We start from the raw sequence: 13,437 nt of genomic DNA on the forward strand, positions 1-13,437 counted from the left end.
CGGTTATTAGGAACTCAAAAAAATAATAACAAGAGGTTAGCACTGTGGTTAGCTACAAAGTTGCTGATATCTGTACCAGCTCTTCTGTGTACACCCAGAGAGAGATCGATAAGGCTTGGGACCGGTTTCTATGTGATGGATTACAGGATGGGCGATTTCATGTCCGTTCTAGTATTTTCAATTCCTGGCGTCGCTGCCAGTCCACCGGAGTTGACCCAAGTATTCAGGCTGCTCCCCGCATTGCTTCGGAAGGTAAGCTGCACCAGACTAAAATTAAAAACAAAGACCTGTTGGCCTGTGCTCAGTCAACTATAGATCAAGCGCGTTTATTGTTGGATGACCTGGAAACGGTGTTGTTTATCACTGACAGAAATGCGCTCAATCTGGAAATTGTTGGCGACCCTCGAACGTTGGAAGATGCCTGGGACGTGGGATTGATGCCCGGTGGCGGTTGGCTGGAAGGCATGTCAGGGTCTAATGCGGTGGGCACCGCCATTGAAACCAATATGCCGACACAGGTGCATGGCGTAGAACATTATTGTGAGGGGTTTAAACCCTGGAGCTGTACCGCCACCTGTATCTACGATCCTTATGATGGCCAGCGTATTGGCGTGATTGATGTTTCTGGTCTGACCAAAACTTTTGACCGTTTCCATATTCCTTTGGTGGTGTCTTGGGCAAATGTCATTCAGGCGCAGTTAGCAATGCTGAATTCCGAAAGGTGGGCGACGCTCGAAGATGCACTATCGGCGGATAGCCGTTACGCCAGTAAAGGCGATTTTTTACTGTGTGACAGCCAGGGACGATTTATCCGTACCAATAATAATGCCAGCAAGGTTATAAAACGGTACTTCCCGGATTTTTCACCAACATCACCTTTTCGATTGCAGCTTGATCAGTTTGGTAGCGAGAAAAATGAGCTTGCCACCATACCGTCAGACTGGTTACGAGAAGAGTGGGTGCAACCGGTAAAAAGTCATAAAGAGGGCGGTGAAATAGTGGGTTTTAAGATCAATTTCCCCGGCCGTGGGCAGAGTGGCACCGCTAAATCCTCTTCTGTTTTTGGCAGTGATATCAATAGAACGCCAGCGGGCTCTCAGTTGGTCATGCCGGTGCTTAACCCAGATGTATCCAAGGAAGCGGCCAAAGCTAAAATGGCTGCAAAAACCCCGTTGCCTATTTTGTTGCTGGGGGACACGGGTTCAGGTAAGGAGTTCTTTGCTAAAGCGATACACTCAGAAACTAAAAATCCGCACGGTCCGTTTGTTGATCTTAACTGTGGTTCCTTCTCCCGCGATCTCTTGAACAGTGAGCTGTTTGGTCATGTCGAGGGTGCATTTACCGGTGCCAAGAAAGGCGGCATGATTGGCAAGATCGAAGCAGCCAATGGCGGTACGTTGTTCCTTGATGAAATTGGCGAAATGCCACTTGAAATACAGCCACTGTTTTTGCGGGTATTGCAGGAAAAACAGATTTACAGGGTCGGTGATGTTACCGCACGTCCTGTGGACTTTAAGTTGGTGGCGGCAACCAATATCGACCTGAAAAAAGCAGTCGCAGAGGGTCGCTTCAGAAAAGATCTTTATTACCGCATTTCCAGCGTAGTCGTGGAGCTTAAACCACTGTCTGAAAGAAAAGCAGAAATCCCTGAGCTGGTTGAATCGATTTTGCAGCGAATCAGTGAAGATCATCAGATTGAGTGTAAACAGATTTCAGATGGCCTGATGAAGGCGCTTGTTGCGATGGAATGGCCGGGAAATATCCGCGAGCTTTCTAACGTACTCGAATTTATGAGTTTCATGTCTGCCAATACACTACTGGAGGCATCCGACCTTCCGGAAGAGTACTTGCAGCCATCTGCTGATAGCACTAAAACCGATGAGCATATGCTGACAAATACTACGATTAGTCTGGAAGAGGCGGAAAAGTTGGCGATTAAGTCTGCGATTGAAAATACAGACAGTAACCTTACGCAGGCGGCGAAGCAGCTCGGGATTGCGAAAAGTACGCTGTATCAGAAAATAAAAAAATACGCCATTGCCTGCTGAGTACTTGAGGCTTCAAGGCTTGGTCAGGGTGGTTGGGATGGCAAGATTATGCGGTGAGGAGTCTCCCTCTCTGGCGTTGCATTTCTGATCACTATCCGTTCCCTGTATTGGCTTTGCCTTACGGTTTTTTCAGTTGTACTCTTTCACCTCGAAGCAAACATTGGGTGCTGCTGTTCCGGTAGCCTCTCACCCGTTTTAGCCCAGCGTGCGTTCTTATCCACGGGTGACTGAACAATCAGGAGTTATGGCATGAGTCACAAACGTGACGTACCTTTTCAACCACTCAATATTGCAGTGCTGACGGTGTCTGATACCCGTACTTCTGCAAATGATACTTCGGGTGATGCATTACAAAACCGGCTGGAAGAGGCGGGGCATTATCTGGCTGCGCGAACTATTCGGCAGGATGATATTTATCAGTTGCGGGCAATCGTCTCTCAGTGGATAGCTGAGACCGGGATTCAGGTTGTTTTGGTCACAGGAGGCACAGGCTTCACCGCTCGTGACTCGACTCCTGAAGCACTAAGCCCACTGTTTGATAAAACCGTCGAGGGTTTTGGTGAACTGTTTCGGCAGATCTCTTATGCGGAAATTGGTACCTCAACTGTACAATCCAGGGCGCTTGCGGGAGTGGCTAATCGTACGTTGATTTTTGCCATGCCGGGTTCAACCAATGCGTGTTGTACCGCCTGGGATAAGATTATTTGTGAACAACTTGATGCCCGCCATAAACCCTGTAATTTTGTGCAGATGGTGATGCCGGATGTGGCTGAACAGTGTGGGAGCCGGGGATGAAACCGGCTGACTGTGACAGTTCGGGTTTAATCCCCGTAAAGCAGGCCCTGGCGCATTTATTGGCGGATGCGCCCCGGGTGGGTGAGATCGAGCGGGTTGCACTGCAGGACGCTGGCAACCGGGTACTGGCTGTTGATCTGGTCTCTGCGATTGCTGTGCCGCCCGCCGATAATAGCGCGATGGATGGCTATGCGGTGTGCGTCGCTGATCTGCCTGATGATCTGTGCTTGCCAGTCAGTCAACGCATCGCTGCTGGTCAGCAGCCGCAGCCATTGGCTAAGGGCACGGCCGCTCGAATTTTTACGGGTTCCGAAATTCCACCGGGCGCTGACGCTGTCGTCATGCAGGAGCAGTGTCAGGCTGAGGGTGACAGGGTCCGTTTGCAGCAACGGCCACCGCAGGGCAATAACATTCGACCCGCCGGTCAGGATATTCAGCCGGGTCAGCCTATTGTGTCAGCGGGTACCCGGCTCGATGGCAGGCATCTTGGTGTCATCGCGTCAGTGGGGACTGCTGAGGTCGAGGTTTACCGTCGGTTGCGGGTGACGCTTCTGACGACTGGGGATGAGCTAGTGATGCCGGGCCAGCCTTGTGCAGGTGGCCAGATCTATAACTCCAATTACTTTTCCCTGCAGGGTTTGCTGCAACCTTTGGCTGTCGAGGTGCGTTATCCTGGTATCGTGCCTGACAGTGCTGACGCTACCAGAAACGCATTGGCAGAGGCCGCCGAAAATTCTGATCTGATTATTACCAGTGGTGGTGTGTCCGTCGGTGAAGAAGATCATGTGAAAGCTGCCGTTGAAGCGTTGGGCCATCTGGATTTGTGGCGGCTGGCCATTAAACCGGGTAAGCCACTGGCGTATGGCCGGGTAGGGCAGACGCCACTGCTTGGCTTGCCGGGTAACCCGGCGGCGGTGCTGGTGACATTTTTACTGCTGGCCAGGCCCTATTTGCTCACTCAGCAAGGCGTTAAAGAGATAGCAACACTGTCGATTGCCGTTAAAAGTAACTTTTCCCGTGAGCGAACGATTGTGCGTGATGAATATCTTCGGGCCTGTTTGCAGCAGCAAGACGGTGAATGCTACGCCGGGCCGATAGATAACCAAAGCTCGGGGGTGCTGAGTTCATCGCTACTGGCAGACGGGCTGCTATGCTTGCCAGCGCACCAGCCAGTGGCAAAAGGGCAGATGCTGCGTTTCTACCCCTTTGCATCACTGTTGGCTTAGGCCTGGTCAGTCAAAGTCCTGCTGTTCCATCCAGGGGATGATCCGCTCAAATGCCCGTTCGATATTCTCGATTGAGGTGGAATAGCTTAACCGCAGGGCATTAGTACAACTACTGCCAAAGGTTTCTCCCGGAATGGTGCAGACCCCGGTTTCCTTCAGCAGACGCAGTGCCACACTGGTGCCGTTGGCACCTTCCGGTAAGGATGGAAATAGATAAAACGCACCCTCGGGCACATAACCGGTCAGGTGGGGCGTTTGTTCCACCAGGTTGACCAGCCGGTTCCGTCGGCGGGTGTATTCTTCCTGCATCCCGACAATAAAGTCGTTGCCCCCATGCAATGCTGCTACGCCAGCCCACTGACAGGGCGTATTGGCAACTGTGGTGGTGAACATATGATAACGGCGCAGTTTTTTAATCGCGCCCTGACTGGCGATAAGCCAACCTATGCGCATGCCCGCCATGCTGTAGGTTTTGGAAAAACTGCTCACCACCATGACATGGTCCAGGTCGCTGCAGCAGCTCAGCACTGAGGGGTACGTCTTGCCATCATATATCAGGTGGTCATACACCTCGTCGCTGATAATTTGAATACCCCTGTAGGCGGCCTCTTCGACAATAGCCTCTATGGTTTCCTTGGGGTACACCGTGCCGGTCGGGTTACTGGGAGAGTTAAGCACAATGCCGTAAGTGTGGGGTTCGATGGCATCAATGACTTCTTGTGGGTCTAACTGGTGGTTATGTTCAGCGCGGGTTGCAACCTCAGTGACTTCGCCGCCGTTCATGCGAATAAGCGGCGCATAGAGCATGAAGGAGGGGTCGGGCACAATAAAGTGTCGCCCTGGCGCGGCGACCGCGGTCAGCGCCAGATAAATAGCTTCGGTGGCGCCGGTGGTGATCAGAATATTTTCCGGGGTGAGTTCCCGTTGATAGCGATTACCATAATAGATGGCCAGCGATTCCAGCAGCTCGGGCATACCTGCGTCCAGGGTGTAACCGGTTTGGCCATGTTCGAGAGCTTTGATCGTTGCATCGATGACATTTTTCGGAGTTGGCAGGTCGGGTTGGCCAATAGACAGATGAATCACATCGTCCATCTCTGCGGCCATGTTTACCATACGGCGGATCCCCGGAATCGGGATCGCCATAAGGGCTGGATTCCAGATTGGATCTTCCGATTCGTACAGGTCTATATCCATGCTGCTCAGTGATGGCATATCAAGTCTCCTTAACCAAACAGGGATGGGCGTTGGTCGGTGAGAGGCCGGGCTTGCTGGTAGGCATGACCCGCCTTGAGCACCAATGCATCATTAAACCGAGCCCCAACTAGTTGCAGTCCGATTGGCAACCCCTGACTGTCAAAACCACAAGGTACTGACAGGCCGGGTTGTCCGGTCATATTGAATGGGTAGGTAAATGGCGTCCAGGTGGGCCACCGGGTATTCGGCCAGTCGACCGGTACTTCGCGTCCCGCCTTGAAGGCGGTCAGGGGCAGGGTGGGTGTTAACAGCAGGTCATAGCGCTGATGGAAATTGGCCATGCGCTCACGCAGTTTCATCATTTCATTCACAGCACCCATATAATCCAGCATGCTGAGCTTACCGGCCTTTTCTGCCACTTTAACCAACTCGGGGTCCATTAGTGACCGTTTCCGGCTGCCAAGGTCGCGCATCGCATTGGCTGCACCGCCATAAAACAGGTGGCCAAAAGCCGCCAAGGGGTCGCCAAAACCGGGATCAACCCTGACCACGTCTGCCCCCAATTCTTTAAATACTTCAGCAGCGGCTGCGACTGCCTGTTCAATATCGGGGTCTACATCGACATATCCGAGATTAGGACTGTACGCTATTTTCAGCCCTTTCAGGTCACCCCCCAGGTTGGCGAGATAATCAATACCACGTCGTGGTATGGCATGGGTATCCCGATGGTCGGCTTCGGTCAGGACATTCATCATCAACGCGCAGTCTTCTACCGTCCAGGTCATTGGGCCGGCATGGGCCAGGGTGCCAAACGGGCTGGCGGGCCAATGGGGGACTTCACCAAATGAGGGTTTAAGACCCACCACGCCACAAAAAGCTGCGGGTATGCGAATGGAGCCACCAGCATCGGTACCCAGTGCCAGGGGTGCCATGCCTAGTGCGACAGCAACACCACTACCACCGCTGGAACCACCAGACGTTTTGTCCGGATTCCAAGGGTTACTGGTTATGCCATCGACGGGGTTATCGGTTACCCCCTTCCAGCCAAATTCTGGCGTTGTGGTTTTACCAATGGGGATATAGCCGTTGCGCTGCAGGGCGGCTGTCGCCGGTGAGGCTTTGTTCAGCGTGCTGTTAGCGTCGATGGTTTTAGACCCCTTAATGGTCGGCCACATCGGGGTGAGGAAAACATCTTTCACCGCGACCGGTACGCCATCGAGCAGACCTTGAGTGGCATTGTTCTGATAGCGCAGTTCAGACGCTTTCGCCAGGGCCAGGCTGGTGTCAGGATCTACCAGGCAAAAACCGTTAACCTGACTGTCCAGCCGCTCAATCTGTTCGAGCATTGCCCGGGTTACATCCACCGGCGATAACTGTTTTGCTTTATAGTGTTGCAGTAGTTCTGTAGCGGTCATTCGCAACAATTCATGACTCATGGACGACTCCTTACTGACAAGGCAGATAAACAGGTTTCCTGATCTATAGCAGCGTGCCTTTCAAGCTATTGGCGCAGCACGCGCATTTACCGGGTGACCGGATTAAGCAAAACCTCCCCCTTCTGCCAGCGTGAAAAGTTTTCGACAAATTGCTGGCCCAATGCTTCGCGCCAGCCAATAAAATCACCCGCCATATGTGCTGAAATCATCACATTGGGCTTGGCCCACAGCGGGTGCTCGGCAGGTAAGGGTTCTTCCTCTAACACGTCCAGTGCTGCCCCTGCTAACTGCCCGCTATCGAGTGCTTGCATTAATGCATCGGTGCAAACAATCGGGCCTCGGCCGACGTTGATCAGATAGGCGCCGGGTTTGATGGCAGCAAACATTGCGTTATCAAACAGTCCTTCCGTGGTGGGTGTTAGTGGCGCGGTAATCACCACAAAGTCAGCCTGGGGCAAGAGCTCCGGCAGTGACGCTTGTGCATGAATGCTGGTGAAGCCGGTTGCTGCTCGTGCTGAGCGGGCAACCCCGGTTACTTGCATGCCCATGGTGCTGAGTAACTGACCTACATCAGTACCGATCGAACCGGCCCCCACAATCAAGACCTGTTGCTGCCGTAACAGCCTGGTTTCCCGGTGTCGCCACTGAGCCTGTTGTTGGTAGTGCAGGTTGCCAAGGAAATCTTTGCTAAACATCAAGACCGCGCCCAAGACATATTCTGCGATGCCTCTATTGAATATACCCTGGGCATTGCTGATGGCGATCTCGCTGTGCCAAAGCGCCGCAAAGCGCAGAGTATCGATACCGGCACTGGTGGCGTGAACCCAGCGTATCGTCGTGCTGTCCGGCCAGCACTCTTCGAGAATGCTGGAGCGGAAATCGGTTACTACCAGAATATCTGCAGTGCGCAGTCCGGCACGCAGGGACTCCGGTTCACTGACATACTTCAGCGTTACGGTATCAGGTAACTGTTCCAGGCCGGGTAATGTGGCCTCTTCAGGTGCAGTGAGCACCAGTATTTCCGTCATAGGCTGCTGTTCACCTCGGTTAAGGCGGCTGTGAACCGGGTTAAGCCGTCATCGATCTCTTCAGCTGTCACAATCAGAGGCGGTAGCCAGCGAACGACCTGACCGTGGGTGCCACAACGCAGTAACAGCAGACCGCGGCGTTCACAGGCTTCCGTCAGTTTGGCCGCCAGGTCGGGTCGGAGAGTGGTACGGTTTTCCGCCACTTCTAGTCCGAGCATCAGTCCCTTACCGCGCAGGTCATCCAGCCAAGGTGTGTTATCAACCAGTTGCTGCAGCCCTTGGCGTAACTGGATACCGCGTTGCTCGGCATTGGCCACCAGATTTTCTTCGTGCATCACTTTAAGTGTGCCCAGGGCAGCGGCACAGGCAACCGCATTGGCGCCGTAAGTACCACCCTGAGAACCGGGACGACCTTTGGCCATCAGGCTGGCGGATGCGGCAATTGCCGATAATGGAAAGCCGCTGGCAAGCCCTTTGGCAGTGATCAGAATATCGGGCTGCACGCCAAAGTGCTCCAGGCTCCAGAAGCGTCCGCTGCGGCCATAACCGGCCTGAATTTCGTCACAGATCAACAGAATATTATGCTTGCGGCAGCGTTCCTCTAATCCCTGCATGAAGGCTTGCGTAGCCGGGTAATAACCGTACTCACCCTGTATGGGTTCGATAATCATTGCGGCGGTGTCATCTGGTGCAGATTGGGTAACCAACAGTTCATCCAGTTCTGCCAGACAGAAAGCCGTGGCCTGTTCGGCATCCCAACCGTACCGGTACAGGTGGGGGAAAGGGGCAAATACCACACCTGCCATCATTGGATGGAAACCGGTGCGCACTTTAGTACCCGAGCTGGTCAGTGATGCAGCACCCATGGTGCGGCCATGAAAACCGCCGTGAAAACAGATGATATTACTGCGGCCGGTTGCGTGGCGTGCCAGACGCAGTGCCGTTTCAACCGCTTCGGAACCTGAGTTACTAAAAGCGACAGAGTTTAGGTCGCCTGGAGTCATCTCTGCCAGTTGGTCACTCAGATCCAGCATCGGTTGATGACTTACGGTGGTGTACTGCGCATGGACAACTTTGTCGAGTTGGGCTTTGGCTGCCGTGATAACGGTCGGGTGACAGTGGCCGGTGCTGGTGACACCAATGCCAGAGGTGAAATCGAGATAGGCCTGGTTGTCGCTGTCGAACAGCCAGCAGCCTTTACCGTGATCGACATGGAGGTGACTGGCTTGTTGCAGCAGCGGTGACAAATGGCTCATAGCGAGACTCCTGTTGTGTTGGATGGGGCTGACTGGGACCGACCGGGAGTCCCGGTGTCACAGTTTCCGGATGAGGTCCGGGTCTGCCTGTTGTGGTGTTCCTCCGTTACTCTTCATCTGTGGTTACAGGCGTTCAATGATCGCCTGAGTGACTGCTGCACCTGTGGTTTCCGGTGCCGTTTTTATCTGTTCTGTAACCGCATGTTCCAATGCAATAGCAGCTTGATGTAACCCCAGCGATCTAAGCAGCATGACGGTTGTCAGTAGCATGGCGCTGGGGTTCGCAATCCCCTGACCAGCAATGTCTGGTGCACTCCCGTGGGTTGGCTCAAACAGTGCCGGTAATCCATCTTGCTCCGGGTTGATGTTACAAGATGGTGCAAACCCCAACCCACCAGAGAGCACAGCGGCCAGGTCGGTTAAGATGTCCCCATGCAAGTTGCTGGCCACCACGACGTCGAATTGCCAGGGGCTCTGGACAAACTTCATACAGGCGGCGTCGACCAGTTCATGATGGGTAGCGATATCGGGATTTTCTTCAGCCAACTCGGCAAACACTTCGGTATACATTTCGCCCCAGGCCGGCTGGGCATTACGCTTAGTAATAAGGCAGACCTGGGCAGCATGATTGCCGCCTCTGTCACAGGGAAAAGACTTCTCTTCTGCCTGTTTTTGCCGCTGTTCCATACGTTCTCGGGCACGCTGGAAAGCGTGCCGTATCAGGCGTTTGGTTGCTTTTCGACTGAAGACTTCCAGCTGGGTGGCAATCTCATCATCGCTACCGGGACGCAAGCGACCACCTTGGTTGACATACTCCCCTTCGCTGTTCTCGCGAATGACCAGCATATCGACCTCACGGGCGCGCGGGTCAGCTAAGTAGCAGGGCGCACCGGGAAGCAGCCGAGCGGGCCGTTCGCAGGCCCAGAGATCTAAGCCTTTACGCATCTGAAGCAGAGGGGCAAGTGAAATACCATCTGGCAGGCGGTAGCGGTCGTGATCGGATGTGGGGCCAGGGTCGCCCAACGCGCCCAAAAGCAGGGCATCAAATTGTTGCAGCTGCTGCATGGCATCGTCCGGCATCATGGTACCGTGCTGCTGATGCCAGGCAGTACTGGGCCAGGGCAGGGTCTGCCACTTTAATGGCAGGTCAAATTTTTGTGTGAGTGCGGCAAGAACTTGCTCAGCCGCGGCAGTGACTTCAACACCAATACCATCGCCGGGTAATAGGGCCAATTGATAAGTCATAAATTAGGCTCCTCCCATGCAGAGGTATTTGCTTTCCTCGTACTCTGCCATGCCCTCGCGGGCACCTTCCCGACCCAGACCGGATTCTTTTACCCCGCCAAAGGGCGCGGAGGGGTTGGAAATAATGCCTTCATTAATGCCGACCATGCCGTACTCAAGCGCATCGGCAACCCGCCAGACCCGATGGATATTCTGACTGTAAAAATAAGCGGCGAGGCCGTAGGGTGTGTCGTTAGCCAGTTGGATGGCTTGGGCTTCGTTATCAAATCGGATGATGCCGGCTAGAGGGCCAAAGGTCTCTTCCTGGCAGATCTGCATGTCCGGGTTGATACCGGTTAACAGTACCGGAGCAACAAAGTTACCCTGGGCGTCATGGGGTTCAGGGCCAAATACCCGTGTCGCACCCTGTTGTATGGCATTGCTGTAGTGCTGTTGCACTTTCTCGACTGCCGCCCGGTTGATCAGTGCAGATTGGGTTGTGCCTTCGGCAAAGCCATCACCCAGCTGTAACTTGGACATGGCGTCCGCCAGTTTGCTGACAAAGGCGTCATGCACGCCGTCTTGCACTAGAAAACGGTTGGCACAGACACAGGTTTGTCCGGTATTGCGGAATTTTGAGGCCATCGCGCCGGCTACGGCCTGATCCAGGTCGGCATCGTCGAACACAATAAAGGGCGCATTACCGCCCAGTTCCAGAGAGACTTTCTGGATATGCTCGGCGCACTGCGCCATGAGTTTGCGACCAACTGCAGTAGAGCCAGTAAAGCTAAGTTTGCGTACGGTCGGGCTACTGGTCAGGGTTTGACCAATGATAACCGGGTTGCCGGTGATAACGTTGAAGACTCCGGCGGGGATACCCGCTTGCTGGCTTAAATGCGCCAGCGCCAGCGCAGTGTAAGGTGTGGCTTCTGCCGGTTTAACCACCATAGAACAGCCGGCCGCCAGTGCAGCACCTGCTTTGCGGGTAATCATGGCCGCAGGGAAGTTCCAGGGGGTGATGGCAGCACTGACTCCCACCGGCTGACGGGTAACAATGATATGTTGGTCTGGGGTGCTGCCGGGTATGGTGTCGCCATATGCACGGCGGGCTTCTTCGGCAAACCAGCGCAGGAATGATGCGGCATACAGCACTTCGCCCTTGGCCTCTGCCAGCGGTTTGCCCTGTTCCAGGGTCATCAGTGTGGCCAGGTCATCACTGTGATCCAGCATCAGCTGATACCAGCGATAAAGGTGATCGCTTCGGGTGGTGGCACTGGTGCGTCGCCACTGCTGAAATCCTTCAGCGGCTGCCGCGATGGCATGTTGCGTATCACTCGCATCGAAGTCAGGGATATTGCCAATGATCTCGCCACTGGCGGGGTTGTCTACTTCCAGTTTGGCTCCTGAAGTGGCGGCGACCCATTCGCCTCCAACGTAGCAGTTCTGATGAAACAGTTCGGCCGACTGCAGCGGAAGCTGGGACATAGCAAACTCCTTATTCGGGCAACGAAAAAATACCTCCGTGGGGTATATGCCCTCTACCTTAGCAGACAAAAACCGGCGTTGTGTTTAAAGCGCTGGAGAATTATCAAATTTGTACGCTGGCGCACAAATGTACAGTGGGCCTTTAAGAGGGAGTCGACCCCACTGAGAAACTGCCGCATAATCGTTTTTTGTGTTTGGATTAGGGGACGATATGGAGTTTCAGATTGAATACTGGCACTGGGCCGTGTTTGGCATGTTGTTGATGCTGGCCGAGATACTGATACCGAGTTTTACCATCTTCTGGTTTGGGCTGGGGGGGCTGCTGATGTCCCTGTTGCTGATTCTGATGCCAGGCCTGGGAGTGAGTAGTCAACTGGTCATATGGGTGGTGGTATCATCACTGTTCGCCTTGGCCTGGTTTATGGTATTCAAACCCTTGATGAAAGACCGTACCAAGGCAGGTATTGCCCGTGAGGCAATTGTCGGTGAAACCGGACAGGTGATCCGGCTGCCTGGAGCCAATGGTCGTGGCAGGGTGCGCTTTACTACACCGGTGCTGGGTGATGATGAATGGGATTTTATCTGTGATCAGGATGTCTCCCTGGGAGACCGGGTGGCCATCAGAGAGATGTCGGGTAATACCCTGATTGTGGACAAACGCTAAGCTTCTGTAAGAGGACATAAAGATGTTGATCGAAGGATTGAGTATGGCGCTGGTGTTTGCAGTGCTGGTGATTATCACGCTGTTTATGGGGGTGAAAATTGTCCCGCAGGGCAGCAAACATGTGGTGCAGCGGTTGGGGAAATATCATCGCACCCTTGGCCCTGGCCTGAAATTTATCATCCCCTATATTGATACCGTTCCCTATAAAGTCACCACCAAGGATATCGTGCTTGATATTCCGTCGCAGGAGGTGATTACTCTGGACAATGCAGTGATCATCGCTAACGCCGTGGCCTATATGAATATCATTTCGCCAGAAAAAGCGGTGTATGGGGTCGATAATTACAATATCGCCATTCAGAACCTGGTGCAGACCTCGTTGCGTTCTATTATCGGTGAGATGAATCTGGATCAAGCCCTGTCTAACCGTGATCAGATCAAGGCCAAGCTGAAGGGCGCGATTTCTGATGATATCGCCGATTGGGGTATCACCATGAAAACCGTTGAGATTCAGGATATCAATCCATCTCAAACCATGCAGATGGCGATGGAAGAGCAGGCGGCGGCCGAGCGGCAGCGAAGAGCGACCGTAACCCGTGCCGATGGTGAAAAAGCAGCGGCAATTCTTGAAGCAGAAGGTCGGTTGGAAGCCTCGCGGCGTGATGCTGAAGCCAAAGTGGTGTTGGCGGAGGCCAGTCAGGCGGCAATTGAGAAAGTCACTATGGCGATTCAGGGTAATGAGCTGCCGGTGGTTTACCTGATCGGTGAGAAATATGTCGATGCTATTAAGGATATGGCAGTGAGTGAAAACAGCAAAACCGTACTGTTGCCGGGGGATATTCCAGCGGCGGTGCGGGGCATTCTGGGTGGGATGGGGCGCTGATCAGCGCCCTCGTTTAATATCTGGTTATGCTTGATTCATAGAATCCGCCCTTCGGGGCTTTCAGTTCGGTACGTATAAGCTATGTATATTCTTGGATATGGTTTATGGCCGACGTTGTGCAGTTTGCTCTATTTACGGCGATAGGAAAAGGACGTACTTATCATCTGCCATGCCTAATAAGTAAAGGCACGGACA

The 13,437-nt window shown here is 53.6% G+C and carries 11 protein-coding genes; 5 read left to right on the plus strand and 6 right to left on the minus strand.

Annotation, left to right across the window (positions count from 1 at the left end; translation table 11 throughout):
* Window positions 1–44: 44 nt before the first annotated feature.
* From ACFVYJ_RS01910 to ACFVYJ_RS01920, 3 genes are all read left to right on the plus strand, one after another.
* Window positions 45–2,048, plus strand: a complete 2,004-nt coding sequence (locus ACFVYJ_RS01910) for a sigma-54-dependent Fis family transcriptional regulator (RefSeq protein WP_419414492.1) — start codon at window positions 45–47, stop codon at window positions 2,046–2,048.
* 249 nt (window positions 2,049–2,297) lie between these two features.
* Window positions 2,298–2,843, plus strand: a complete 546-nt coding sequence (gene moaB / locus ACFVYJ_RS01915) for a molybdenum cofactor biosynthesis protein B (RefSeq protein WP_419414493.1) — start codon at window positions 2,298–2,300, stop codon at window positions 2,841–2,843.
* Window positions 2,840–4,069 carry a molybdopterin molybdotransferase MoeA gene (locus ACFVYJ_RS01920; protein ID WP_419414494.1) on the plus strand — a complete coding sequence of 410 codons (1,230 nt, stop codon included), beginning with the start codon at window positions 2,840–2,842 and terminating at the stop codon, window positions 4,067–4,069. The genes moaB and ACFVYJ_RS01920 overlap by 4 nt, the downstream gene beginning before the upstream one ends.
* A gap of 6 nt (window positions 4,070–4,075) precedes the next feature.
* Here ACFVYJ_RS01920 and ACFVYJ_RS01925 read toward each other — a convergent pair whose 3' ends face one another.
* The 6 genes from ACFVYJ_RS01925 to ACFVYJ_RS01950 all read right to left on the minus strand — a co-directional run bounded on the left by ACFVYJ_RS01925 (window position 4,076) and on the right by ACFVYJ_RS01950 (window position 11,695).
* The gene (locus ACFVYJ_RS01925) at window positions 4,076–5,284 is read right to left on the minus strand and encodes a pyridoxal phosphate-dependent aminotransferase (protein WP_419414495.1); all 1,209 of its coding nucleotides are present in this window, start codon (window positions 5,282–5,284) and stop codon (window positions 4,076–4,078) included.
* 11 nt (window positions 5,285–5,295) lie between these two features.
* A complete protein-coding gene (locus tag ACFVYJ_RS01930; protein WP_419414496.1) occupies window positions 5,296–6,702 on the minus strand; it encodes an amidase in 1,407 nt (468 codons plus the stop codon).
* 86 nt (window positions 6,703–6,788) lie between these two features.
* Window positions 6,789–7,730: a D-2-hydroxyacid dehydrogenase gene (locus ACFVYJ_RS01935; protein WP_419414497.1), complete on the minus strand. Its 942-nt coding sequence runs from the start codon at window positions 7,728–7,730 to the stop codon at window positions 6,789–6,791.
* Window positions 7,727–8,986 (minus strand): aspartate aminotransferase family protein, encoded by a 1,260-nt coding sequence (locus ACFVYJ_RS01940; protein ID WP_419414498.1) that lies wholly within the window; start codon window positions 8,984–8,986, stop codon window positions 7,727–7,729. The genes ACFVYJ_RS01935 and ACFVYJ_RS01940 overlap by 4 nt, the downstream gene beginning before the upstream one ends.
* Window positions 8,987–9,109: 123 nt before the next feature.
* Entirely contained in the window at window positions 9,110–10,231 is a 1,122-nt protein-coding gene (locus tag ACFVYJ_RS01945) for an isocitrate/isopropylmalate dehydrogenase family protein (protein ID WP_419414499.1), read from the minus strand.
* Window positions 10,232–10,234: 3 nt separating this feature from the next.
* Window positions 10,235–11,695 (minus strand): NAD-dependent succinate-semialdehyde dehydrogenase, encoded by a 1,461-nt coding sequence (locus tag ACFVYJ_RS01950; RefSeq protein ID WP_419414500.1) that lies wholly within the window; start codon window positions 11,693–11,695, stop codon window positions 10,235–10,237.
* Window positions 11,696–11,906: 211 nt separating this feature from the next.
* Between ACFVYJ_RS01950 and ACFVYJ_RS01955 the strand changes: the two genes are divergently transcribed.
* Complete coding sequence (locus ACFVYJ_RS01955) at window positions 11,907–12,359, plus strand: NfeD family protein (RefSeq protein WP_419414501.1); 453 nt, start codon at window positions 11,907–11,909, stop codon at window positions 12,357–12,359.
* A gap of 22 nt (window positions 12,360–12,381) precedes the next feature.
* On the plus strand, window positions 12,382–13,242 hold the full coding sequence (locus tag ACFVYJ_RS01960; RefSeq protein WP_419414502.1) for an SPFH domain-containing protein: 861 nt from the start codon (window positions 12,382–12,384) through the stop codon (window positions 13,240–13,242).
* The last annotated feature ends 195 nt before the right edge of the window (window positions 13,243–13,437 follow it).

Origin of the sequence: Pontibacter sp. JAM-7 (assembly GCF_048548695.2) — a bacterium.
Taxonomy (GTDB): domain Bacteria; phylum Pseudomonadota; class Gammaproteobacteria; order Pseudomonadales; family Balneatricaceae; genus Neptuniibacter.

Excerpts from the sequence above, each read along its gene's own strand:
- moaB (WP_419414493.1), top strand. The coding sequence starts at position 2,298 with ATGAGTCACAAACGTGACGTACCTTTTCAACCACTCAATATTGCAGTG.
- ACFVYJ_RS01920 (WP_419414494.1), top strand. The coding sequence starts at position 2,840 with ATGAAACCGGCTGACTGTGACAGTTCGGGTTTAATCCCCGTAAAGCAG.
- ACFVYJ_RS01925 (WP_419414495.1), bottom strand. The coding sequence starts at position 5,284 with ATGCCATCACTGAGCAGCATGGATATAGACCTGTACGAATCGGAAGAT.
- ACFVYJ_RS01930 (WP_419414496.1), bottom strand. The coding sequence starts at position 6,702 with ATGAGTCATGAATTGTTGCGAATGACCGCTACAGAACTACTGCAACAC.
- ACFVYJ_RS01935 (WP_419414497.1), bottom strand. The coding sequence starts at position 7,730 with ATGACGGAAATACTGGTGCTCACTGCACCTGAAGAGGCCACATTACCC.
- ACFVYJ_RS01940 (WP_419414498.1), bottom strand. The coding sequence starts at position 8,986 with ATGAGCCATTTGTCACCGCTGCTGCAACAAGCCAGTCACCTCCATGTC.
- ACFVYJ_RS01945 (WP_419414499.1), bottom strand. The coding sequence starts at position 10,231 with ATGACTTATCAATTGGCCCTATTACCCGGCGATGGTATTGGTGTTGAA.
- ACFVYJ_RS01950 (WP_419414500.1), bottom strand. The coding sequence starts at position 11,695 with ATGTCCCAGCTTCCGCTGCAGTCGGCCGAACTGTTTCATCAGAACTGC.
- ACFVYJ_RS01955 (WP_419414501.1), top strand. The coding sequence starts at position 11,907 with ATGGAGTTTCAGATTGAATACTGGCACTGGGCCGTGTTTGGCATGTTG.
- ACFVYJ_RS01960 (WP_419414502.1), top strand. The coding sequence starts at position 12,382 with ATGTTGATCGAAGGATTGAGTATGGCGCTGGTGTTTGCAGTGCTGGTG.